Annotated in this window: 18 protein-coding genes and 3 tRNA genes; 10 read left to right on the forward strand and 11 right to left on the reverse strand. The window is 44.5% G+C overall.

Annotation, left to right across the window (positions count from 1 at the left end; all coding sequences use genetic code 11):
* The first annotated feature begins 47 nt into the window (after nucleotides 1–47).
* The gene (locus ASUC_RS09475; RefSeq protein ID WP_012073558.1) at nucleotides 48–1,346 is read left to right on the forward strand and encodes an adenylosuccinate synthase; all 1,299 of its coding nucleotides are present in this window, start codon (nucleotides 48–50) and stop codon (nucleotides 1,344–1,346) included.
* Between the two features lie 140 nt (nucleotides 1,347–1,486).
* Here the strand turns inward: ASUC_RS09475 and metG are convergent, their stop codons facing one another.
* Complete coding sequence (metG, locus tag ASUC_RS09480; RefSeq protein ID WP_012073559.1) at nucleotides 1,487–3,544, reverse strand: methionine--tRNA ligase; 2,058 nt, start codon at nucleotides 3,542–3,544, stop codon at nucleotides 1,487–1,489.
* 150 nt (nucleotides 3,545–3,694) lie between these two features.
* Here metG and apbC point away from each other — a divergent pair, with 150 nt between their 5' ends.
* Entirely contained in the window at nucleotides 3,695–4,807 is a 1,113-nt protein-coding gene (apbC, locus tag ASUC_RS09485; protein WP_012073560.1) for an iron-sulfur cluster carrier protein ApbC, read from the forward strand.
* 70 nt (nucleotides 4,808–4,877) lie between these two features.
* Here apbC and ASUC_RS09490 read toward each other — a convergent pair whose 3' ends face one another.
* Together ASUC_RS09490 and ASUC_RS09495 are read right to left on the reverse strand one after the other, a co-directional pair.
* Entirely contained in the window at nucleotides 4,878–5,075 is a 198-nt protein-coding gene (locus tag ASUC_RS09490; protein WP_012073561.1) for an anti-sigma factor family protein, read from the reverse strand.
* Between the two features lie 12 nt (nucleotides 5,076–5,087).
* Nucleotides 5,088–5,675, reverse strand: coding sequence for a sigma-70 family RNA polymerase sigma factor (locus ASUC_RS09495; protein WP_012073562.1), 588 nt, complete (start codon nucleotides 5,673–5,675; stop codon nucleotides 5,088–5,090).
* Between the two features lie 173 nt (nucleotides 5,676–5,848).
* Here ASUC_RS09495 and ASUC_RS09500 point away from each other — a divergent pair, with 173 nt between their 5' ends.
* The 3 genes from ASUC_RS09500 to ASUC_RS09510 are packed head-to-tail and all read left to right on the forward strand — an operon-like array spanning nucleotide 5,849 to nucleotide 7,646.
* Nucleotides 5,849–6,091: a hypothetical protein gene (locus ASUC_RS09500; protein ID WP_012073563.1), complete on the forward strand. Its 243-nt coding sequence runs from the start codon at nucleotides 5,849–5,851 to the stop codon at nucleotides 6,089–6,091.
* A 23-nt stretch (nucleotides 6,092–6,114) separates the two neighbouring features.
* On the forward strand, nucleotides 6,115–7,068 hold the full coding sequence (gene msrP, locus ASUC_RS09505; RefSeq protein ID WP_012073564.1) for a protein-methionine-sulfoxide reductase catalytic subunit MsrP: 954 nt from the start codon (nucleotides 6,115–6,117) through the stop codon (nucleotides 7,066–7,068).
* Nucleotides 7,068–7,646 (forward strand): protein-methionine-sulfoxide reductase heme-binding subunit MsrQ, encoded by a 579-nt coding sequence (locus tag ASUC_RS09510; protein WP_012073565.1) that lies wholly within the window; start codon nucleotides 7,068–7,070, stop codon nucleotides 7,644–7,646. Before msrP ends, ASUC_RS09510 begins: the two co-directional genes overlap by 1 nt.
* A gap of 74 nt (nucleotides 7,647–7,720) precedes the next feature.
* Here ASUC_RS09510 and rne read toward each other — a convergent pair whose 3' ends face one another.
* Complete coding sequence (gene rne / locus ASUC_RS09515; protein WP_012073566.1) at nucleotides 7,721–10,609, reverse strand: ribonuclease E; 2,889 nt, start codon at nucleotides 10,607–10,609, stop codon at nucleotides 7,721–7,723.
* A gap of 497 nt (nucleotides 10,610–11,106) precedes the next feature.
* Here rne and rluC point away from each other — a divergent pair, with 497 nt between their 5' ends.
* The gene (rluC, locus tag ASUC_RS09525; protein ID WP_012073567.1) at nucleotides 11,107–12,066 is read left to right on the forward strand and encodes a 23S rRNA pseudouridine(955/2504/2580) synthase RluC; all 960 of its coding nucleotides are present in this window, start codon (nucleotides 11,107–11,109) and stop codon (nucleotides 12,064–12,066) included.
* Entirely contained in the window at nucleotides 12,063–12,602 is a 540-nt protein-coding gene (locus ASUC_RS09530; RefSeq protein ID WP_012073568.1) for a hypothetical protein, read from the forward strand. Before rluC ends, ASUC_RS09530 begins: the two co-directional genes overlap by 4 nt.
* Nucleotides 12,603–12,670: 68 nt before the next feature.
* On the opposite strand, the gene ASUC_RS09535 is transcribed toward ASUC_RS09530, so the two are convergent.
* The 6 genes from ASUC_RS09535 to ASUC_RS09560 all read right to left on the reverse strand — a co-directional run bounded on the left by ASUC_RS09535 (nucleotide 12,671) and on the right by ASUC_RS09560 (nucleotide 22,278).
* Nucleotides 12,671–15,379, reverse strand: coding sequence for a M16 family metallopeptidase (locus ASUC_RS09535; RefSeq protein WP_318248750.1), 2,709 nt, complete (start codon nucleotides 15,377–15,379; stop codon nucleotides 12,671–12,673).
* 116 nt (nucleotides 15,380–15,495) lie between these two features.
* Entirely contained in the window at nucleotides 15,496–18,027 is a 2,532-nt protein-coding gene (locus ASUC_RS09540) for a TonB-dependent receptor plug domain-containing protein (protein WP_012073570.1), read from the reverse strand.
* Nucleotides 18,028–18,088: 61 nt separating this feature from the next.
* Nucleotides 18,089–19,018 carry a transferrin-binding protein-like solute binding protein gene (locus ASUC_RS09545; RefSeq protein WP_012073571.1) on the reverse strand — a complete coding sequence of 310 codons (930 nt, stop codon included), beginning with the start codon at nucleotides 19,016–19,018 and terminating at the stop codon, nucleotides 18,089–18,091.
* A gap of 28 nt (nucleotides 19,019–19,046) precedes the next feature.
* On the reverse strand, nucleotides 19,047–20,396 hold the full coding sequence (locus ASUC_RS09550; protein ID WP_172435794.1) for a surface lipoprotein assembly modifier: 1,350 nt from the start codon (nucleotides 20,394–20,396) through the stop codon (nucleotides 19,047–19,049).
* Between the two features lie 307 nt (nucleotides 20,397–20,703).
* Nucleotides 20,704–21,027 (reverse strand): thioredoxin, encoded by a 324-nt coding sequence (gene trxA / locus ASUC_RS09555; RefSeq protein ID WP_012073573.1) that lies wholly within the window; start codon nucleotides 21,025–21,027, stop codon nucleotides 20,704–20,706.
* Between the two features lie 144 nt (nucleotides 21,028–21,171).
* Nucleotides 21,172–22,278 (reverse strand): methionine biosynthesis PLP-dependent protein, encoded by a 1,107-nt coding sequence (locus ASUC_RS09560; RefSeq protein ID WP_012073574.1) that lies wholly within the window; start codon nucleotides 22,276–22,278, stop codon nucleotides 21,172–21,174.
* 258 nt (nucleotides 22,279–22,536) lie between these two features.
* Between ASUC_RS09560 and ASUC_RS09565 the strand changes: the two genes are divergently transcribed.
* The 3 genes from ASUC_RS09565 to ASUC_RS09575 all read left to right on the forward strand — a co-directional run bounded on the left by ASUC_RS09565 (nucleotide 22,537) and on the right by ASUC_RS09575 (nucleotide 22,849).
* Nucleotides 22,537–22,612: transfer RNA gene (locus tag ASUC_RS09565), tRNA-Gly, on the forward strand.
* 17 nt (nucleotides 22,613–22,629) lie between these two features.
* Nucleotides 22,630–22,716: transfer RNA gene (locus tag ASUC_RS09570), tRNA-Leu, on the forward strand.
* Nucleotides 22,717–22,775: 59 nt separating this feature from the next.
* A tRNA-Cys gene (locus ASUC_RS09575) sits at nucleotides 22,776–22,849 on the forward strand.
* 68 nt (nucleotides 22,850–22,917) lie between these two features.
* On the opposite strand, the gene ASUC_RS11260 is transcribed toward ASUC_RS09575, so the two are convergent.
* The gene (locus ASUC_RS11260; protein ID WP_156770518.1) at nucleotides 22,918–23,058 is read right to left on the reverse strand and encodes a hypothetical protein; all 141 of its coding nucleotides are present in this window, start codon (nucleotides 23,056–23,058) and stop codon (nucleotides 22,918–22,920) included.
* Between the last annotated feature and the right edge of the window lie 195 nt (nucleotides 23,059–23,253).

Consider the following 23,253-nt stretch of genomic DNA (forward strand, 5'->3'; position numbering starts at 1 on the left):
AAGGTAAAGTAACCTGCGTTATTTTTCAAACACAACAGGACAAAATTATGGGTAAAAGTGTGGTAGTCCTCGGCGCTCAATGGGGCGACGAAGGCAAAGGAAAAATCGTTGATTTATTAACCGATCGGGTCAAATATGTCGTGCGTTACCAAGGGGGTCACAATGCGGGGCACACCTTAATTATTAACGGTGAAAAAACCGTATTACGTTTGATTCCGAGCGGTATTCTGCACAACAACGTCACTTGTTTGATCGGTAACGGCGTGGTGCTATCCCCGTCCGCTTTAATGCAGGAAATGGGTGAATTGGAAAGCCGTGGTATTAACGTACGCGAACGTCTGCTGATCTCCGAAGCCTGCCCGCTAATTATGCCTTATCACGTTGCCATGGATCACGCTCGTGAAGCCGCGCTGGGTAACAACAAAATCGGTACCACCGGTCGCGGTATCGGTCCGGCTTACGAAGATAAAGTCGCCCGCCGCGGTTTGCGCGTCAGCGATTTATTCAACAAAGAAAAATTTGCGGCGAAATTAAAAAACGTACTGGATTATTACAATTTTCAATTAGTTCAGTACTACAAAGCCGAACCTGTGGACTATCAAAAAACCTTAGATGATGTGATGGCGATCGCCGATATTATTTTAGGTATGGTCGCCGATATCAGCACGATTTTAGATACCGCCCGTAAAAACGGCGACAACATCCTATTCGAAGGTGCACAAGGTGCCATGCTGGATATCGACCACGGAACCTATCCGTTCGTCACCAGTTCCAACACCACCGCCGGCGGTGTGGCGACCGGGGCGGGATTCGGTCCGCGCAATATCGATTATGTGCTGGGTATTATTAAAGCTTACTGTACCCGTGTGGGCGGAGGTCCGTTCACAACGGAATTATTTGATGAAACAGGGGCTGAAATCGCCCGTAAAGGTAATGAATTCGGTGCGGTAACAGGTCGTCCCCGTCGTTGCGGTTGGTTTGACGCGGTCGCCATCCGTCGTGCAATCCAAGTCAATTCGATTTCCGGTTTCTGCATGACCAAATTAGACGTATTGGACGGCTTTGACGAAGTGAAAATCTGTGTCGGCTATAAATTACCGAGCGGCGAAGTGGTGGATTACGCTCCGCTTTCCGCTAAAGACTGGGAAGGCGTAGAACCCGTGTATGAAAGCATGCCGGGCTGGAAAGAAAACACTTTTGGCGTCACCGATTACAATAAATTGCCGGCGGCGGTTCACAATTATGTGAAACGTATCGAACAAGTCACCGGTGTGCCGGTAGCGATTCTTTCCACCGGTCCGGACCGGGTGGAAACCATGATTCTGCAAGATCCGTTTAAACAATAATCCGATAATTTTTCTGAAGCTCATCAACCGATGGGCTTTTTATTATTCTGATTATCGGAACCTTCCTTAAAAACAAACAAAAAAATAACCGCACTTTTGTTATAAAACTTAAGTGCGGTTATAAATTTCAACGTTTTAGCTTATTTTACCCGGCTGCCCGCTTTGACGCCAGCGTCTACATCCAACAGGAATAAATCCTCGCCGCCGCTGCCGGCAGACAAAATCATGCCTTCCGACATACCGAATTTCATTTTACGGGGTGCAAGATTTGCCACCATGATTACAAAACGTCCCATCAACTCTTCAGGGTTTCCGTAAGCGGCTTTAATGCCTGATAAAACCTGGCGGGTTTCAAAACCGAGATCCAACTGGAATTTCAGCAATTTTTTACTTTCCGGCACCGCTTCGCAACTGATCACTTTTGCCACCCGTAAATCCATTTTGGCAAAATCGTCAATGCTGATTTCCGCTTCCAGCGGTTCGAATTCACTTTCAAGTGCGGTCGTTTTTTTCGCTGTTTTTTCAGCCTTCGGAGATGAATTCACCGCTGCGTTTTCCGCTTTAGACGCTTCAATCATCGCTTCGATTTGTTTACTATCGACCCGGCTGAACAATGCTTTAAACGGCGCAATTTCGTGATCTAATAACGGTTGCGTTAAATTATCCCAAGTTAATTCCGCCTGTAAGAAGGCTTCCGAACGTTCCGCCAATTTAGGCAAGACCGGTTTCAAATAGCCCATTAATACGCGGAACAGTTGAATGCCCATGGAACAAACCCGCTGCAATTCGGTCTCGCGACCTTGTTCTTTGGCTATCACCCAAGGTGCTTTTTCGTCTACATATTTGTTGGCTTTATCGGTTAATGCCATAATTTCCCGCACAGCTTTGCCGAACTCTCGATTTTCATAATATGCGGCGATTTGTGCCGATTGTGCGATAAATTCGTTGAATAAGGCTTCATCATCCAATTTATCCGCTAATTTACCGGCAAAGCGCTTTTGAATAAACCCGGCGTTACGCGACGCTAAATTCACCAGTTTATTGACTAAATCGGTATTAACCCGTTGTACGAAATCTTCCAGATTCAAATCCAAATCATCAATACGGTTGCTGAGTTTTGCCGCATAATAGTAACGCAGGCACTCCGGATCCAAATGTTTCAGATAGGTTGCCGCCTGAATAAAGGTACCGCGGGATTTGGACATTTTTTCACCGTTTACCGTCACATAACCGTGTACGAAAATATTGCTCGGCTTGCGTAAATCCGCCCCTTCCAACATTGCCGGCCAAAACAGACTGTGGAAATACATGATATCTTTGCCGATGAAGTGATAAAGTTCCGCCTGACTGTCTTTGTTCCAGAATCGATCAAAGTCGATATTTTGGCGGTTACATAAGTTTTTGAAGGACGCCATATAACCGATCGGCGCGTCCAACCAGACGTAGAAATATTTGTTTTCCGTACCCGGAATTTTAAAACCGAAATACGGTGCGTCGCGGGAAATATCCCATTGTTGCAAGCCGGCATCAAACCACTCTTGCATTTTGTTCGCCACTTCCGATTGCAATGCGCCGGAACGATTCCATTGTTTTAGCATCGCCTCAAAACTCGGTAAATCAAAGAAAAAATGTTCGCTTTCTTTGATAATCGGCGTCGCCCCGGATACCACGGAACGAGGGGCAATCAATTCCGTCGGGCTGTATGTTGCGGAACAGACTTCGCAATTATCGCCGTACTGATCTTCCGCTTTACATTTCGGACAAGTACCTTTCACGAAACGATCAGGCAGAAACATGGATTTTTCCGGGTCAAACAGCTGGGAGATGGCACGGGTTTTAATAAAACCGTTTTCTTTCAATCGATTATAAATCATTTCGGAAAATTCACGGTTTTCTTCGCTGTGCGTGGAATGGTAGTTATCGAAACTGATGTTAAAGCCGCAAAAATCCGCATAATGGCTTTTTTGGACGTCGGCAATCAATTGTTCCGGCGCAATGCCCATTTGATCGGCTTTCAGCATAATCGGCGTGCCGTGTGCATCATCGGCACACACAAAATAGATTTCATGACCGCGCATACGTTGAAAGCGTACCCAAATATCCGCCTGAATATGTTCAAGCATATGACCTAAATGAATCGGACCGTTTGCATACGGCAACGCACACGTAACAAGAATTTGACGGTTTGCTTTTGACATTCTTTTTATCACCTTAAATCTGCTGTGAAAATTGTGGTGATTTTACCTTAAGCACGGTATTTTTTCTACTTGAACCGTATTTTCACTTAACAGAATCGGCCTGTCGTGGTTAAATAGTCGGGAAATCTACTCTGACTTTTAGGAAATATTATGACCATTCAATTTTCGCCGACTTTTTCGGCTGAACAACAAACAAAACTTGTCGAGATCATTAAAAATTTCAAACATCCCAGTTTACAGCAGGATTTAATCGTACTAAGTGCGGTCAAAAAAATCGAAAAAGGCGGCGATACGCTGCGTATCGAATTACAGATGCCTTTCGCCTGGAATTCCGCTTTCGAACAATGTAAAACCGAATTATCGGACGCGTTACTCGCCGTCGCTGGCGCAAAAGAAATCAAATGGCTGCTAACTTATCAAATCGCGACCCTGAAACGTGCCAATAATCACCCTGCGGTGAAAGGCGTTAAAAATATTATTGCCGTCACCTCCGGCAAAGGCGGCGTAGGGAAATCCACTACCACAGTAAATCTGGCATTGGCTTTACAGGCGCAAGGTGCAAAAGTAGGCATTTTAGATGCGGATATTTACGGACCTTCTATTCCGCACATGCTGGGTGCGACGGATCAACGTCCGACTTCACCGGATAATCAGCATATCAATCCAATCGTCGTACAGGGATTACAAACCAATTCTATCGGCTATTTAATGGAAGCGGATAACGCGACCATTTGGCGCGGACCGATGGCAAGCAGTGCACTCAGCCAGTTATTAAACGAAACCTTATGGAGCGAACTGGATTATTTGGTTATCGATATGCCGCCGGGCACGGGCGATATTCAGTTAACGCTTTCCCAACAAATTCCGGTGACCGGCGCCGTGGTAGTCACTACGCCGCAGGACATCGCCTTGCTGGATGCGGTAAAAGGCATCGCTATGTTCCAAAAAGTATCCGTGCCGGTTTTAGGTATTGTGGAAAACATGTCGATACACATTTGTTCTAACTGCGGACATCATGAACCGATTTTCGGAACCGGCGGCGCAGAAAAAATTGCACAAAAATACGGTTCGAAAGTATTGGGACAATTACCGTTGCATATTTGTCTGCGTGAAGATTTGGACAAAGGCGTCCCAACCGTAGTTTCCGGTTCCAATGAAGAAATCCGTCAGGCTTATTTGCAGTTAGCACAAAAAGTGGCAAGCGAGCTTTACTGGCAGGGTTCTGTCATTCCGGATGAAATTATGTTTAAAGAAGTGAAATAATTTCGCTTAAAAACATTAAAGCCCGTGGCAAATCACGGGCTTTTCGCATCGATTCCCGCAAAAGTGCGGTCTATTTTTCACTCGTTTTTTCCATTGTCTTAAATGTCCGCATCAAACGGCTCATATTTTCACATTGCATTTTAAATGTCCGACAATACGGACAATAAAGCAAATGCGCAAGCATTCCCGCCCTTTCCGGCAAGCTCAGTTTACGCTCTCTGGCATCGGAAATGGCTTTAGTGGTGGATAAACAATTTAACTTCATCATTCTGTCATCCTTTCAGTCATCATGCAGTTTTACCGATAGGCAACGCTGCAACTGCAAACGTGCCCGATACATCAATACATGGAAATGTTCCGCCGTAATCCGTACTTTATTACAAATTTCCTGCGTACTGAGTTCGAGAAATTCCCGCATCATAAACACCCTCGCCTGTTTTGCCGGTAAATGAACCAAACAAACTTCCAAAATCAGCCAAAATTCCTCGGAATATACGGCATTTTCCGTTTCCTCCAATACTTCGGGTATATTCGGATAATATTCCGCCTTCCAATGCCCTTTTTCGTCAAAAAAAGTATTCGGCGAATTATCATCATCAAATGCAAGATCACCGGCTAAAACAAATCTTTCCTTATAACGAAAATAATCCAGAATTTTGTTTTTTAAGATCGCAAAAATCCAGGTTTTTAACGCCGACTTTCGTTGAAAACTATCGATATTTTTTAATGCGTCGGTAAAGGCTTCCTGTACTAAATCTTCCGCTACCGCCGAATTTTGCAGCTGTAACCGAGCGAATTTCATCATTTGCCGGCGGATTTCTTCAATCTGTTCGCTATAAATACGCTGATTTTTCATGTTTTTGCTCATTTTATTTTCCCTGAAGCAAAATTTTTTGTAATAAACGGACTTGTCATCCGACTAATAGACATGAAAATAGCTTATTTTCATATTCAAACGGAACGGTTTATTCATAAACAGACTGACATACATATGAACAACTGTTCCGGTTATTCCAGCAAAAACTTCAAAGGAGAAGAAAAATGGTTAAACTTACCGTATTAAAAACCTTAACATTATCCACATTGGCGCTGTGTGCATTTCAGGTTCAGGCAGACAATATGGCTTCCGACTGTAAGGATAAAACGGATGCGAACTGTATGCAACAGGATAAAATGATGAAATCCGATATGAAAGCCGATATGAAGTCTGATATGAAGTCTGATATGAAAGCCGATATGAAGTCTGATATGAAATCCGATATGAAATCAGAAAACATGAAATAAACTAAAAGCGGCAGAGGTACTACATGAACAAATTTACCAAAACGGATGTCACTCCGGAAAAACTGTTTATACAAAGACGGAAAATTATTCAGGGTATGAGCGTTCTAAGTGCCGCTGCTGCTTTTCCGAATTTGGCGGCAGCGAAAAAAACGGAAGAAAAACGCACCGCACTTTCCTTTAAAGCGGATAACAAACCGGATTTAATTCTGACACCGGAAAACAAAGTTATCGGCTATAATAACTATTATGAATTCGGAGTGGATAAAGCATCGCCGGCAAAATTCGCTTCAACGCTGAAAACGGAACCTTGGACGATCGAAGTCAGCGGTGAAGTGGAAAATCCCATGATATTTACGCTCGCGCAATTACTCGCATTTCCTTTAGAAGAACGTATCTACCGTTTGCGCTGCGTGGAAGCCTGGTCGATGATTGTGCCGTGGATTGGCTTTGAATTAAGCCGATTATTGGAAAAAGCCAAACCGACGGGCAAAGCCAAATATGTGGCGTTCGAAACCCTGTACGATCCTGCCAATATGCCCGGACAAAAAAACACGCTATTCGGCGGCGGTTTGGATTACCCTTATAAAGAAGGGTTGACCCTTGCCGAAGCAATGAATCCGTTAACCATTTTATCGGTAGGTTTATACGGTAAAACCTTAACACCGCAAAACGGCGCTCCGATTCGTCTTGTCGTACCGTGGAAATATGGCTTTAAAAGTATCAAATCCATTGTCAAAATCCGCTTAACCGAACGACAACCGGTTACCACGTGGAATCAGCTTACCCCGCACGAATACGGATTCTATGCCAATGTTAACCCTGAAGTAGATCATCCTCGTTGGTCGCAAGCAAGTGAGCGGATTATCGGTTCCGGCGGTTTATTTACCGTTAAGCGTCAGCCGACATTACCTTTTAACGGTTACGAAAAGGAAGTGGCTCATTTATATAAGGGATTGGATTTAAAGGTGAATTTTTAATGCTATTTTTTCTACGACCGCTTATTCATCTGCTTTGTTTATCGCCCGCCTTATGGCTAAGTTTTGTGCTATACCGAGACGACGCAAGTTTGGGCGCCGATCCTATAAAAGAAATTCAACACTTCTTGGGATTTACGGCAATCAGTATTTTACTTGCCGTTTTTTTGTTACGTAGCCTGATTATATTGTGGCAACAACCTTCATTAGCTATACTGCACCGCCCTTTGGGATCATGGGCGATATTTTATGCGCTGTTACATCTGTTATCTTATTTGCTGCTTGAACTGGGAGGCGACCTACCGCTTTTCTTTCACGAAATCAGCCGACGGACTTATTTGATTTTAGGGCTGCTCAGTTTGCTGATTTTGTGTATCGTACCGATTAGTCTTATTCCCTTCATCCACCGCATCTTGGGAAAAAACTGGCTGACAATGCATAAACTGGTCTATTTTTCATTAATTTTTGCCGTTATTCATTATTTTCTCGCGACCAAAAGTATTGAATTAATGCCGGTTGTTTATTCGATATTGACAGCGGTACTGCTTATCACCATTCTTTATCAGAAATTTCGCCGCTAAGCCGACATTTAAAAATTCAATAAAAAAGATCTAACCCGAAAGTCAGATCTTTTTATTATTACATTAGTGAAACCCTACTTAGCCTCAGCCTTCGTGGGTTCGCTGAACACATGGCTGATGGCACTGTGATGACCCGCCGAGCCTTTACCGTGGAAATAGTAACGGCTGTCTTTCCATTCCACAATGTCAAACGGAACATTCACTTCATTATCGGCCTTCGCCAAAGTCATATCCGCTTTGGTGTGCCGTACGGCGGAAATCGTACCTAACCGACCGTTAAAACGGTAAGTGCGGTCAAATTTCTGTCCGTTTTTCACGGAGATTTCCGGTTCATTCACCTTTTTCTCGGGAATAACGTTTTCTTTCTCTACCGCCGCTTCAGCAACGGAGGAAGCTTTCGCTTGCTGTTCGAGAACACGCTGTTCCTCATTCAAACGCTCAAGAGATTCCTGTACTTTTTTCTCCACCGCTTCATTTGCAGGTTGGCTGACCAAGCCTAAAGGCTGCGCATTATTTTCCGCTTTTTCTACGATAGAGGAAGCCGGCGTACTGACTTCTACTTCATCATTTTGCGTTTGTTGTTCCAACAATTCATCTACCGATAGGAAATTCGATTCTTTCGTTTTTTGCGATGTCGTATTCGAATCAATCCAGACTTTACCGCTTGCCAATTCCGGCGAAGCCACGGCGGCGAACAACGGCATGGATGAGACCTCGTTACGGCGACGACGTGAATTATTGGTACGTAAATGGCGCGGCATTCGACGGGAATTACGTTCGCTGCGTTCACGACGCGGCGATTCTGAAGACGGCTGTTCCGTTACCGTTTCTTCCGCTACGGCAGAAACCTCTTCGACCGCCTGTTGCTCTACCGTTTCATTGCTGACACGGACTTTTTTACGCAAATCGCGACGTTCGCGGCGTTCTCTCGGTTGACGGGGCGCAGGTGATTTTTCTTCGGACGTCTCAACGGCTTCCGCTGTTCCCGCATTTGCCGACGTCTCATCCGTCAAAGCGGCACGGCGGGCGTTACGTCGATTATTACGTTCATTCGAACGCTCGTTGCGTGACGGAGTTTCCGGCTTTTCCGCTGCGGTATCGTTATTTCTCGCCGTATTACGTTCCGCTCGTGAACGACGACTATTACGGCGTTCGTTATTGCGTTCATTATTACGTTCACGACGATTATTACGGTTATTACGGGTGACAACCGGTTGTTCTTCGACTTTTTCCGCTTCCGGCGCCGTCGTAAATAACTTCTTAATGGCCGCAACAATGCGCGCAAATAAAGACGATTCCGCTTCTTTTTTAGCTTCGATAACCGGCGCGGCTTCGGGAATAGTCATAGACAAGACCGCGCTTTCCGCCATATTTTCTGCCGTTACCGCCGCCGTTTCGATATTGCGGGAAATCAGACTTTCTTCCGCAACAAACACATCTTCTTGCACTTCATGTAATTTTGGCAGGTGATAACTTAAAACATTCGCTTCTTCGCCGTCACGTAAACGGAAAACGCTGAAATGAGGCGTTTCCATCGCTTCATTCGGCGCGACTACAATATCTACATTATGACGTTTTTCAATGCTGCGAATAGCCTTACGTTTCTCATTCAGCAAGTAAGAAGCGATTTGAACCGGTACGATGCATTGTACCTGTTTACTGTTTTCTTTCAGCGCCTCTTCTTCAATCAAACGTAAAATAGAAAGTGATAAACTTTCGTTATCGCGTACTTTACCCGTTCCTTGGCAACGCGGACAAATATGGCTGGAAGATTCGCCTAACGACGGACTTAAACGCTGGCGTGACATTTCCAGCAAACCGAAACGGGAAATACGGCTAATCTGAATACGGGCTCTATCCTGACGAACCGCTTCACGCATACGATTTTCCACCTCTCGTTGGTGGCGAACCGGCGTCATATCGATGAAATCAATCACCACTAAACCGCCTAAGTCGCGTAAACGTAGCTGACGGGCGATTTCATCCGCCGCTTCAAGGTTGGTATTTAATGCGGTTTCTTCAATATCGCCGCCGCGGGTTGAGCGTGCGGAATTAATATCGATGGCAATCAACGCTTCGGTGGCGTCAATTACGATAGAACCGCCGGAAGGCAAACGAACTTCCCGCTGGAACGCCGATTCAATCTGAGATTCGATTTGATAATGGCTGAATAAAGGTACTTCACCCTGATAAAGCTTAATTCGGTTAATGAAATCCGGACGCACAAGTTTGATATGTGCTTTCGCTTTTTCGTAAATTTTCGGGCTGTCCACTAAAATTTCGCCGATGTCGCGCCGCAAATAATCGCGGATAGCACGGACAATAACATCACTTTCCTGATGAATCAGGAACGGTGCCGGACGGTTTTCCGAAACCTGTTTGATGGCTTCCCAGTGATGCAGTAACACTTTCAAGTCCCACTGCAATTCTTCCGATGATTTACCCACGCCTGCCGTACGAACGATTAAACCCACGCCTTCCGGTACGTCTAACGAACTTAACGCTTCTTTTAACTCAATACGTTCGTCGCCTTCGATACGACGGGAAATCCCGCCCGCACGAGGATTATTCGGCATAATGACCAAATAACTACCGGCCAGGGAAACAAAAGTCGTTAACGCCGCACCTTTATTGCCGCGTTCTTCTTTGTTCACCTGAACAATGACTTCCTGCCCCTCTTTAATCACATCTTTGATGTTCGGGCGTCCGTTATAAACGTAATCAGCCGGAAAATATTCGCGGGCAATTTCTTTTAACGGCAGAAAACCGTGACGTTCGGCGCCGTAGTCTACGAATGCAGCCTCAAGACTCGGTTCTACGCGGGTAATACGGCCTTTGTAGATATTGGCTTTTTTCTGCTCATGACCCGGACTTTCGATATCCAAATCAAATAAATGCTGGCCGTCGACCAACGCTACACGCAACTCTTCTTTTTGAGTCGCATTAATTAACATTCTTTTCATTTGTAAAAATTTCTCTGTTATTTTTTATTTTTGTCAAAATTCAATTAAATCCGACCGCACTTTGCGTATCTGCGGACTGCAAATACCGGCGAATCTTCGTCTTAACGAATTGCCGCCCGTTTCGCATCCTGTTTGCGCTCACGTCACCATCGACCTCGTGTTTGTCGCTTCCGCCCGTCTTCGCGACGGTCATCCAGCTGGGTGCATTGATGATGTCGGCAATAATCAAAAACTTTGCCGAATCGGTGATTTAATTACATAAAACTTGTTAGGTATTAATGTCTTACGACTATTTTCCAACACATCCGCATTAAGTCTGCCCTAACAAAAACGGATAAATTTTCGACCGCACTTTTAGACGGACAAAAATTTGTACTATTATGGGCGAAAAGGCGGTTTTAAGCAAGGCATTTCAGTTGTGTTCCCGCTATTTCGATCATTCAATTCGGGCGGCTTTTATGCTAGAATCCGCCTGATTTTCACTAATAAATACGAATATGAACGACAAAGTCATTAACGTCTCCGTTAAAATGCTGCAGATTTCCGATGACGAAGCCGGTCAGCGGATCGACAATTTTTTGCTCGCCAAATTAAAAGGCGTGCCGAAAAGTCTGATTTACCGCATTGTGCGCAAAGGCGAAGTGCGCGTAAACAAAGGGCGGATTAAACCCGAATATAAGCTTCAGGCGGGCGACATCATACGCGTGCCACCGGTACGCATTTCGGAAAAAGAGACACCGGTTTCAACCAAACTCAACAAAGTAGCGCAACTGGAACAGCAGATTATTTTTGAAGACGATTGTCTGCTGGTACTCAACAAACCTTCCGGTATTGCGGTACACGGCGGCAGCGGTTTAAGCTTCGGGGTAATCGAGGGCTTGCGCGCATTACGTCCGCATGCGCGTTTTTTAGAACTGGTTCACCGTCTGGATCGCGATACATCGGGTATTTTACTGGTGGCGAAAAAACGTTCCGTTTTGCGCAATTTACACGAACAGTTACGTCTTAAAACCGTGCAGAAAGATTATTTGGCGTTAGTGCGCGGGCAATGGCAATCCCATGTTAAAGCGGTGAAAGCGCCTCTGCTGAAAAACGAACTATCCGGCGGCGAACGCATGGTTCGGGTGAGCGAGCAAGGCAAACCCTCGGAAACCCGATTTTCCGTTGAAGAGCGTTATGCTGACGCCACGTTGGTAAAGGCGTCTCCCGTCACCGGCAGAACCCATCAAATCCGTGTGCACGCCCAATATGCCGGACATCCTATAGCTATGGACGATAAATACGGCGATAGAAACTTTGATGCCGGTATGGCGGCGTTGGGACTGAACCGTTTATTTCTGCATGCCGCAAACATTCGTTTCGAACACCCGAAAACCGGCGAACCCCTGCGTCTAAACGCACCGTTAGACGATAAAATGAAAGCCGTTTTGAAAAAATTACGGGAGCAAGCAAAATGAGCAAAAAATTCGCATTATGGCTGTTAACCGCTATTGCAGTCCAATCCGCTTACGGCAATGTTATTTTGTCGGAAACGGCGGTCAAAAATCCGAGCGTTTCCAAACAAGACATCATCGGCGAATGGCAATGTAAAATTATTTACGATGATTTGCATATTCAATCGTTGGACAGCCTAGACTTTCAAGCGGACGGTTCTACCGTTGGCACCGGTTTGCTGTTTGTGAATAACCATTTCGCTTACGAAAGCAAACATACCGGTCGTTGGCAATTAAAAGACAATGTCCTGTCGGAAATCAGCACCGATTATTCTTTCGGGCGCATTCACCCCAGCCAGACAGAAAAACGCTTGGATGAAGAGCCGCAATTAAAAGAGTACGAATCGTTATTCTTTGAAAATCTGAAGGAAAGTTCCAATTCCGGCGAAAGCGTAAATCTGCATATTCTGCAATACGACAAAAACCAAATGACCATTGATCACGTCTGGGACAATCAAAAACGCTACCCCGGCTTATGCCAGCGTAAAATACCAAATTAAACCCGGTGTCTTTTCGGATACCGCGTTGTAATAAAAAAAGTGCGGTCGGTTTTGACCGCACTTTTGAGCTATTTTTCGCTTTTCGGTAATAGAATATAGGTTTTCTGATTATTTTCGTGATAAATATTCGACGCCATTTCTTTGATTTTTTGCAATGTGATTTCTTGCGTCAATCCCTGCATCTCCGTGAGATATTCAGGATGGCCGAATTGCTCCTCGCTCAAAATCAATCGGTTCATCCAAGTAAACACTTCTTTTCGGCGGGCTTTTTCCCTTTGTTCAAATTGCGATTTGGCGGTTGTTACGTCTTCTTCCGTAATAGCCGACGGCAGATTTTTTAACACCGCTCGGGCCTTTTCCAGCAAATCCCGCACCTTGGACGGTTCCGTGGTGAATTTCAATTCGCTTTCGATACGTGCCGATTCCGGATTCAGCATGCTTTCAAAACGTAAACTGTATACGCCTAAGGCCTGATCGCGTAGCGCCTGTTTCAGTTTATTGGTCGCAATACTGCGTAATAACGCCACCCGCACGGCATCTTTGCCCTGCCACGGGCGGGGCGTAAACATCCAGAACGTCACTTCCGCTTTCGGATCTAAATTCTGCGCCAATTCCACCGTATTTTTCCCCGGCGTAGGAAGTATTCTGCCGGATTTCAACGGTTTACCTCGAGGCACGGCAAGATACTGCGTCACCAGTTTTTTTAACGCCGTTTCGTCCATATTATTAACGATGTAGTATGTGACAGGTACCGCAACCATTTTTTCCCAGCAAGCATTTAAATCCTGTTCCGATAAAGCTGTTAATGCGACATGATCCGGCAACGCATCGGTCGATTCCACACTGTACCGTAATTTGGTTAACGCTTTCAAACGGACATTTTCATCACTGTGTCGGTTTTGTAAATCCAAACTGCGGGCGAATTGTTCTTTTATCTCATCCAGCCCGTCTTTGACCTGGGTTTCCGTTTCATAAGCGTAAAACAAACGGAATAAATCCTGCAAATGCTCATTATCCGCCGTACCGTCAAAAATCAGCTTGGTTTCGGTCTGGTTAATGGATAATCCCACTTTAGACAGTTCTTTCCACCGGTTCAGTTGCTCGGTTTCCCAATCAAACGGCGCATTTTGCGCAATCAGCTGAGCGGCAATCTGGCTCTGCCACTCCCCCAGTCCTTCCGACTTAAACCCGGCTCGGCTGACAGCTTTAAAATACGTACGTTGTCGGGCTAACGGCAATTTCAGCCACACGACTTTATCGCCGTTGGACAGTTGCCAATGCTGTACATTTTGCGCCTTAAAAACAGTCGTTTTTTTGACCGTACCTTGTGTATCGACACTGTTCAACGCCATTGGCGTAATCTCTTTTTCCGGCGTCGGCGGCATGATTTCCGCCCCGGAAACCGTCGCTTGCAACGCGGTTACATCCGCAACCGTTAATGTCAGTTGCTCGTTACGGGGCGGTTGATACTGCACAATACGATCTTCGGCGTTTAACCAGAAGCGAATCCGCGCATTAATGTCCGCCACGGAAATTTTCTCTAAAATCGGTTGAGTGAGTGCCGCTATTTCCGTTTGGGGCAAATAAGGCTTATCCTGCAATACGGAATCCATCATTGCCCGCAGCCAACCTTGAAAATCGCGATCTCCTTTATTTTTTTTAGCATTATCCACCTGAGCCTGAACCGTTTCTTTTTGTTTCGCCAATTCGTCCGCCGTAATCGGATAACGTTTCAAACGTTCGATTTCGGTCAGAATCCGTTCTAATCCCGCTTTATGGGATGTTTTATCCACGCTTGCAAAAATCGCCACCGCCGCCGTTTTCCGACCGATATCGGATTTTCGTACCACCAGACTTTCCACGCCTTTAGGCAGATTGTTTTTCACCATGCTCTCATTGCGAATGCGTTGCGTGACGGCGGCCAGCGCAAGGCGATCCACCATCCGTTCGTAACGGGCCCGCTCGGATTGCCCCTTGCTACGGCTTTCGTCCACACGGAATACAAAGGCGACCTGACTCACACCGCTACGGGGGTCCTGTACTTTCGACATCAAAATACGATCTTTCAGAACGGGTTCCAGGTAATCCCGTGACGGTAAATTTTTTGCTTTTTCATCGCCGAAATATTGCTTAATTAAAGATTTCGCCCGTTCGGCTTCAAAATCTCCCATAATCAGCAGTTGCATATTGTTCGGCACATACCAAGTACGATAAAAATCCTGCAGTTCGGCGGCCGGCATGCCGGCTATGGCTTGTTCCGTACCGATAACCGGCGAACGGACATAACGGGAATCGGCTCGGATAGCGGACGAACGTTGTTGATTCATCGCCGAACCGACACCCAGTCCCTGTCGCCATTCTTCCATAATAACTTTACGTTCGCCGTCCAAATCCTTTTGGGTTAACTTGGCACGGAACAGCATTTGTTGTAAAGCGTCCAATCCCTGCTCCAGATTAGCCTGAACCGGCGGCGTAAGCATATAGGTCGTACTGTCCATTGTCGTCACGGCATTATAATTTTTACCGCGCACCCAATTGTTACGGTGCAAATGGGCCATCACATCGGGATATTTCTCGGATTGGTGAAATACTGAGTGTTCTACCATGTGCGCCACTCCGTGCTGATGGTCTTTCTGATCCACCGCCCCCGCATTAACTTTCATGCGGATTTCCACATGCCCTTTTTCTTCGTGTAACGGCAATAAGGTATAACGCAATCCGTTATCCAGTTTTCCTTGAATAGGCGTCGAAATTTCCGCTCCGACCCGGATACTCAATATTAAAAATAACACCGAAAATAATGGATTTTTTAACCGCACTTTGAATTCCTTTTTCGTTTCATTAAAAAAGCGCGGTCGATTTCTCCGCACTTTTTCACATGAATAAATGTAAATTACCAGTTATAGCTTGCGCCGAGCCAGAAATTGCGACCCATTTTGTAGTAAATGGTCGACCCGGAGGATGAAGCTTTTGCCTTACTGTCCAATACGTTGTTTACGTCTAACGTAATTTCTATATATTGATCTTTCGTAATCGGTTGCTTGTAAGCGAAGCGCCAATCTAATAGCAATTGACTGCCGATACTCGCATCTTCGTATACGGTCGCATCGATATCTTGACCGTATAAAGAACCGCAAATAGATTGATAGTTACTGTATTGACAGTTTATCGAGGTGGATGTTGCTTTAATATAATCATAAGCGCCGACCCAACTTAAACGCTGATCCCAGGTTAAACGGATACTCGGAAATTCCGTATTCACATTTAAAGTTGCCGCCCATTTTGAATTATAATCATTGCTCGGTAAATCGTCGGCTTGGATCAACCGACCGTTATATACGGCATACTCGTTGTCGAAATATGTTGCATTTGCATCGTAATTGCTGCCGCTTGTTTCGTTTTTATTGTAACGAAACGATAGTCCCCAATCCATATTGGCATATTTAAATTTATATTCGCCGATTTTATCAAAACTTAGGGTTATATTATCGTTTTTACTCCAGCCGTCATTGGTTAGTGTGTAATAACCATTAATAGTTTTGCGTGTAAATTGATCACGTCCGTTACGGTGAACCCATTTTAACACGGTATCGATTCCCCACATTTTCTGACCTACGCCAAGAACAAACTCGTCGCTATAAGGCGTTTCCAGATCCGAAGTTGCGTACGGATAACTCGTCCCCGACGCTCTCAGCGTCCATACATAATTGGTACTTGCATTACGATACCAGCGGTCTCGGTTACCGATACCTTCGCGGAGTTTATAAGCAAGCATCGAATTTGCATAATAACGGTTATAACCGCCGAAAATATTGGTATTACCGTCACTAAACACATCATAGTTAATGGAAATCCGCGGCGCTACATTCACATTTTTCAAATATTGGTTGTAGTCTACCCGGGCACCAAGATTTAAATCCACATTTTTCCATTTTATGCGATCTTCAATATATGCGGCATAACTACTGTCGTTTACTTTCACATTCTTTGCCGCATAAGCCTGGGCCGAAGTGGCATATTGTTCTCCCTCGATACATTCGTTCATACCGTTACAGCTGATATTGGCCGATTCGTAGTAATATTGCCACGCTTCATGATCTCGTTTGTATTTTGCCTGCGCCAATTCGGCAGACCAGCCAAATATTAATTTATGGCTTGTATCGCCTAAATCGAATTCCTTCAGACTATAATTCTGTTTTATCGTGTAAGTATCTTTTTGCGTTTTATAAGAACCGTAACCGCCGTACAATGCATAACCGCTTGAATTACTACGCCAGTCGATCGTTCCGCCCGACGCTCCGGTCGAGACGTAACGACGATAGGTATCGACATCATGTTCGATTTCATTGCCGACCCGTTTATAAGAAAAAACAGTGTTCATCTTAAGGTTATCGTATTCTTTATCCCAAGTAAGATTGAAATTGTAACCGCCGCCATTATTTGAATACCCCCCCCCCACAACATTAGGTTTGAATGATTTGGATTTATGCGGCGAATACATAAATGTAGCTTTCCAAATATCACCGTTTTCAGCAATATGAACGCCTTTTAATAAATAGGTTTCATTGACCCGTTTTTGCGTTTCCGTCACATAACCGAGCGGATTATCCGTATAATAAAGATAAGGATGCAAATATTTAATATCCGATTCCGTTCTGTTATATGAGAAAAGTAACGACGTGTTTTCGCTTAACGGCTGACTTACCGAAACGGAATAAATATTTTTGGTAAATTCCGGCTGAAAGTCGTAACGATTCGCCTTATAGAAATCATCGACATTTTTGTCCTGAACATGGAATTTAGCCCAACTGCCCCGGGTAGTGCGGTAAGAAATACGACCGTGCTGCTTATCAAACTCGGGATCTTTAATTTCCGCATTGACCACCCCGCCGGTAAAGTTACCGTATTTGGCTGAAACATTACTGTCGAATGCTTCTACGGATTTCAATAATGACGAATCAATCCACATAGATTGGGAACCCTCGGAAGGCAACTCATACACCTCCATACCGTTTTGCGCATTCAAAGTCGCATTACCGCTGGCAGGATTCATATTATCGTTATTGGTAATACCGTCGACAGTAAAGTTATTGTTATAAAATTTTTCACCGTGGAATGAAATTTCTTCAGGTTTAATTTCACCCGCACCTATTGATGTTTCCGCCTGATTTGAAAATGCGACGGTCGGATTGCTTTTTAACAGCTCCGTGATATTGCCGTTGGTTGAAGGGCGGCGTTTAATTTGCGCTTCGGTAATTTTTTGCGTACCGATTTGTTGGCTAAAAGACGTATCTTGTACAACAATTGTTTCTAAAGTTTCGATACCTAAATCTTCACTAGTGGATATTTCCGTCTCTTCCGCATGTGCCGTTGCCGGCATAGCGAAAATACCGGCAAATAATAAAGCGAGTTTTGTTTTTTGCATAATATGCTCCTTAGGTTAAACGGGTAAAACACGGTTAAAAACGACCGCACTTCTAAAAATATCAGTCTTTAGTCCCTGCAAATGCGCCTTGTACCGATCCGGAATCCGTCGATTCGTTAGATTCAAACGTACCCACCACTTCTTCCGCATTTTCACCGGCAAATGATCCTTGGTAAGTACCGTCCGTTACGCCAAAAGTGCTTTCTTTAAATGTTGCGGTGCCGCTAAATGTAATCGCTCCGGTATCGACCGAAATCGTTCCGTCATTAAACGTTACCCAAGTCGTCGTGTTTCCGTTCGTTGCCGTTGTGTAGACAGAACCGCTCACAGTCGAATCCGTTACCGTCATAGTAAAATCGCGCGTTAACGCATTCGCTCTATTTTTGACGCTATAAGTTGCCTGTCCCGAATAAGTCGCGTTTAATGCGGATGATAAATTCGCCGCCGATGTCGGATTGGTATTTACCGCGACATAAGAGTTAGCCGGAACATCTTCAGCGTTATAATCTTCACGAATTACCGCATAACTTGAATAGCTTTGGGTTTTGGCAATCATTACCTCCCCCTGAGATTTATTGGCGCTTGAACAGGCGCCGCTGGAACTGCTTGAACAGCTGGCGCTCAGCGTCGATGTACCGACGGAAGCAATTGCGGAAAGCAACGTATCCGTATCATTGTTGATATAGTTGTAGGCTGCAGATGCGGAATCCGAAGCGCTTGGATTTGTACCTACAATAATTTGACTTAGCGTAGCCGTATCATCCGAAGTCGAGTCGCCATCGTCTGACGCCGAACCGTCATTGTTTGAAGTCGAACCGCCAGCGTCTGACGCCGAATCATCCTCCGAGGTCGATGCAGTATAGGTATTTGTCGGGGTAGTGGATGCCGTAACGGAGCCGGAGGTTGATGACGAGTCGCCGGTACTTGAAGAACAAGCCCCGATCCCCAATGACATTAAAAGCGCCAGCGCAACATTTGTAAATTTGCTCATAAATTGATCCTATTAGTTAAAAAAGTAATTAAAAAGTTTTCTCAACCGAAACTGTTATGCTGCGATCTATGTACGAATAAAGGCTGTCAAAGTTGCTGCGTTGTTTTTTCCAGTTGAAACGAAGTTTGGGCGTAATACCCCATAAATGCCAATCGCGTTTCCATAAGGAGGCGTTGATGTTGTAAATATCGTCTTCCCGCGGTTTGCTGAAATAAAATACGTTGCCCAGCACATGGTCGGCTTTATACTCACGCTTTGAAACGGCAAAGCCCAGACGGGTCGAAATACCCCGTTCCCATTCTTGTCCCCAACCGATACGTGCGGTTTTTAAATCATAGCCGTAGTGACGTGCCTGAGCGCGTTGAAAACTGTAATCGCCGCCGAAATAGAAATATTGCCGCGGCGTACGCAACCAAACCAAAGTAGCGGAAGCTAATTTGTTATTACCGTCCAGCAAAGCGTTTCGATGATATTGTTCTTTGCCGTATTCAAGCGCGGTGGATATTTGCCAGTTTCGGTTCAACCAATGATTTAATTCTCCCCGTACTCCGGTCGCTTTCTTATAACGGTGCGTGGCATACCATTGACGTTCGTAAAATGGCAGAACGGACCAGGCGGTTTTGGCGGATTTATGACGATAGCCGAGATATGTGCGGTTGGTAATATCGGTGTAATCGTTATTGTCCCAATAGGCTTTACCATAGGTAAGATTTTCGATGTGGAGATAATGGGAATACATTAAATTGAAATCGCGTTCGAATCCTACGTAAAATTGAATGCCGTGAGCTTTTTGCGGCAACATGGAGTCGCCTTTTTTAAACGCCGTATTTTCAATATAAAGGGAATCGGACACGTTATTGACATTTTCTTCCCGCATATATCCTGCATTCACATTGAATTGCCATGTATCGCGTTTATTCAGCGCCTCCAGATAAAGATTAATCAGCCGGACAATATCCGGCGGAGTGCTTTCGTCACTCAAGGCTTTTTCAAACTGCGCCTTAGCGGCACTGTCCTGTTTGTCTAAAAACAAAACAATCGCTAATTCGATGCGTACCGGGTTGAGATCCGCACGCTCTGCGATAATCTCGCGGAATAAACGGATTGCCACGGAATAATCTTGACGCGCTTTTGCTATTTTGGCTTCGGCAAATTTAACCAAAATTGGATCTAGATTAGGAAAAGTGCGGTAAATTTTTAACGCTTTTTCAATCATATTCGGATGGCCCCGTTCAATCGCTTTATTTAACGCATACTCGGCTAAATTTTTATCCGTATGAATATTTCGTGCCCCCCCTCGTCCCGTTTTTTTGTCGATAGCTAACGATGTTTCGGGTAATTTTTCTACATTTGCAATAGATTTGGGTTTGGCTTCCATTACATTACGTTCAGGCGTGTTTTGCTCTGTTATGACTGCAATTTCTGTCGCGTGGGCGGATATAGGAAGAAAAAATAAAAACAATAAAATAAAAAAGTTGAAACCGGGCATTTTTACAAAAAAACAATCTAGAAATAACAAATCGTCAATAATTCTATTGAAAAATCAAAATTAAGTTCAATGAAAATCATTCTCAAAATCATTTAAATGGGATTTATTTGATTTAAATCAACTTTTAAACCTATGATGAAAATTTCAGAGACAAAAAAATCCCGGACAATGCCGGGATTTTGAAAGAAAGGTGCAATTAAAGTGCTTGGTTAACAAAATTTGCCAACTGATTTTTTGGTAATGCGCCTACTTGAGTGCCTACCACTTTGCCGTCTTTAAACAGCAATAAAGTCGGAATGCTACGTACCCCGAATTGTGCCGGCGTACCTTGGTTTTCGTCGATATTAATTTTAACGATTTTGACTTTGTCACCGTATTCCGCCGCCAACTCTTCCAAGATCGGACCGACCATGCGGCAAGGACCGCACCAAGGTGCCCAAAAATCCAATAATACCGGTACGTCCGCTTTTAATACGTCCGCTTCAAAAGACGCATCTGTTGAATGAAATACTTCTGCCATATGTTTTATCCTTTAATTATATTGTTTGTTCCCTTTCAATATGGGGAGCAAATCAGTGAATTTCAAGAGTCCCGCTCTTTTAGTAAAAACGAGTGTAATTTTAACCGCACTTCCGGTCAATCAATCGTTACGATTTGCGAAATCTTATTTTAATCGAGCAAATGCCTGCGATAAATCCGCCTTAATATCCGCTACGTCTTCCAAGCCGACGGAAAAACGCAACAAATCGTTCGTTACGCCGCGGGCAATACGTTCCGCCTCGGGAATATCCATATGGGTCTGAGTAGACGGATACGTAATGAAACTTTCCGTTCCGCCCAGGCTTTCGGCAAACGTAATTAACCGAATGGCTTTTAAAAACGGATTCACCCAATTTTCATCCTGTAAACGGAACGACAGCATACCGCCTTTATTCGGATATAACACATCTTTTACCTGCGGTTGTTGACGCAAAAATTCAGCAATATCCCGCGCATTTTCCTGATGACGCATCACGCGTAACGACAGGGTTTTCAATCCGCGGATAGTCAACCAGGAATCAAACGGCGAAAGCACGGCGCCCGCACCGTTTTGAATATAAAACAATCTGTCGCATAATTCCTGCCCTTTCGCAACAATTAAACCGGCTAACACATCATTATGCCCGGCAATATATTTGGTAGCGCTGTAAAGGGTTATATCCGCTCCCAAGTCCATCGGCCGGAACAACACCGGCGTTAAAAAGGTGTTGTCTACAATTAACAATAAATTATGTTTCTTCGCCACCTTTGCAATAGCGGCGACATCACATTCTTCCATTAACGGGTTAGACGGGGTTTCCACAAAAATCGCCTTGGTATTTGCGGTGATTGCCGCTTCAATCGCCTCCGTGGAAGCGGTATTCACGTAAACAGGTTTTACGCTATGATTATTTTTATAACAATAATCCAATAAACGATAAGTGCCGCCGTATACGTCAGCGGAGACAATCCATTCGTCCGGCGCGTTAAATAAGCTCATCAATACCTGAATCGCCGCCATACCGGAAGCAAAGGCAAAACCGCGATCGCCGCCGTCTAATTTCGCCATGGTTTCTTCCAAAACGGTGCGGGTCGGATTTTTCGTACGGCTATAATCATACCCCGTGCTTTCTCCGATACCCTGGTGACCGTAAGCCGTTGAAAGAAAAATCGGCGTGGAAACCGCACCGGTGCGGGGATCCGTTCGGTTTCCCGCTTGGGCTAAAAGCGTATCTAGAGCATATTTCGTCATTCAATTTACCTACATCTTTTTAAATTATATTTAAATACGGATTTGCGCATTGTGGCACAAAGTGCGGTCGGATAAAAGGAAGATTTTCACATTAAATAAAAGACAAAATATTTTACCTGCTTTTTATATTCTTTCAGTCAGAATTGCCTTTTTTATAATCAATCGGCAGCGTTTTTTATCTTTTTTAAAAATATCGGTTGACACTAAATTGAAAATCCGTAGAATGCACTTCCGTTAACGGCAGCAAGCTGATATAAAGCGGGAATAGCTCAGTTGGTAGAGCACAACCTTGCCAAGGTTGGGGTCGCGAGTTCGAGCCTCGTTTCCCGCTCCAATTTAAAAATGCGTTATGCCCGAGTGGCGGAATCGGTAGACGCAAGGGATTTAAAATCCCTCGCCTTTCGAGGCGTGCCAGTTCAAGTCTGGCCTCGGGCACCATTTGAATATCATTGATTAAATGACACCGTTCAGGTGTTTTTTTATTATCCAAACCTCACGGCGTGTTAGCAAAGCGGTTATGCACTGGATTGCAAATCCATGTAGCTCGGTTCGACTCCGGGACACGCCTCCATATTCTTCCTCTCTTTCTTCTGAATTTTAAGTCGATTTTGCTATTTCGTATTAGGATCCGTTTATCTTTCAAATAGTCGGCGTTCGGGATTTAATATAGTCACAAATAAACGCTTCCATATCCGACCGCACTTTATCTACGATTTTTCGATCAACGTTATCGTTATATCGGAAATTATCATTTATAACCAGCCAAGACATTTTAGTCATTTCGTCACTCTTTTTATTGCCAAAATAATTTCATTTTTGTGAGCAAGATCACTTCCGGTTGTGCGCATGCCTAAACATATTTGAATTATAAATCGTGCATTTGGGATATTCTCTAATTATAAAATGCAAAGGTTTAAATATACTGCTATCAGTTTCCCGAATCATGTATTCGAGAGTGGGAATCATCATAAAACG

The sequence above is a fragment of the Actinobacillus succinogenes 130Z genome, from assembly GCF_000017245.1.
GTDB lineage: Bacteria > Pseudomonadota > Gammaproteobacteria > Enterobacterales > Pasteurellaceae > Exercitatus > Exercitatus succinogenes.

Coding starts and splice junctions, on each gene's coding strand:
- apbC (WP_012073560.1), top strand. CDS start 3,695: ATGACCATTCAATTTTCGCCGACTTTTTCGGCTGAACAACAAACAAAA.
- rluC (WP_012073567.1), top strand. CDS start 11,107: ATGAACGACAAAGTCATTAACGTCTCCGTTAAAATGCTGCAGATTTCC.
- ASUC_RS09490 (WP_012073561.1), bottom strand. CDS start 5,075: ATGATGAAGTTAAATTGTTTATCCACCACTAAAGCCATTTCCGATGCC.
- ASUC_RS09550 (WP_172435794.1), bottom strand. CDS start 20,396: ATGGAAGCCAAACCCAAATCTATTGCAAATGTAGAAAAATTACCCGAA.
- ASUC_RS09560 (WP_012073574.1), bottom strand. CDS start 22,278: ATGACGAAATATGCTCTAGATACGCTTTTAGCCCAAGCGGGAAACCGA.
- ASUC_RS09530 (WP_012073568.1), top strand. CDS start 12,063: ATGAGCAAAAAATTCGCATTATGGCTGTTAACCGCTATTGCAGTCCAA.
- trxA (WP_012073573.1), bottom strand. CDS start 21,027: ATGGCAGAAGTATTTCATTCAACAGATGCGTCTTTTGAAGCGGACGTA.
- ASUC_RS09495 (WP_012073562.1), bottom strand. CDS start 5,675: ATGAGCAAAAACATGAAAAATCAGCGTATTTATAGCGAACAGATTGAA.
- ASUC_RS11260 (WP_156770518.1), bottom strand. CDS start 23,058: ATGACTAAAATGTCTTGGCTGGTTATAAATGATAATTTCCGATATAAC.
- ASUC_RS09545 (WP_012073571.1), bottom strand. CDS start 19,018: ATGAGCAAATTTACAAATGTTGCGCTGGCGCTTTTAATGTCATTGGGG.
- ASUC_RS09540 (WP_012073570.1), bottom strand. CDS start 18,027: ATGCAAAAAACAAAACTCGCTTTATTATTTGCCGGTATTTTCGCTATG.
- ASUC_RS09475 (WP_012073558.1), top strand. CDS start 48: ATGGGTAAAAGTGTGGTAGTCCTCGGCGCTCAATGGGGCGACGAAGGC.
- msrP (WP_012073564.1), top strand. CDS start 6,115: ATGAACAAATTTACCAAAACGGATGTCACTCCGGAAAAACTGTTTATA.
- ASUC_RS09510 (WP_012073565.1), top strand. CDS start 7,068: ATGCTATTTTTTCTACGACCGCTTATTCATCTGCTTTGTTTATCGCCC.
- rne (WP_012073566.1), bottom strand. CDS start 10,609: ATGAAAAGAATGTTAATTAATGCGACTCAAAAAGAAGAGTTGCGTGTA.
- metG (WP_012073559.1), bottom strand. CDS start 3,544: ATGTCAAAAGCAAACCGTCAAATTCTTGTTACGTGTGCGTTGCCGTAT.
- ASUC_RS09500 (WP_012073563.1), top strand. CDS start 5,849: ATGGTTAAACTTACCGTATTAAAAACCTTAACATTATCCACATTGGCG.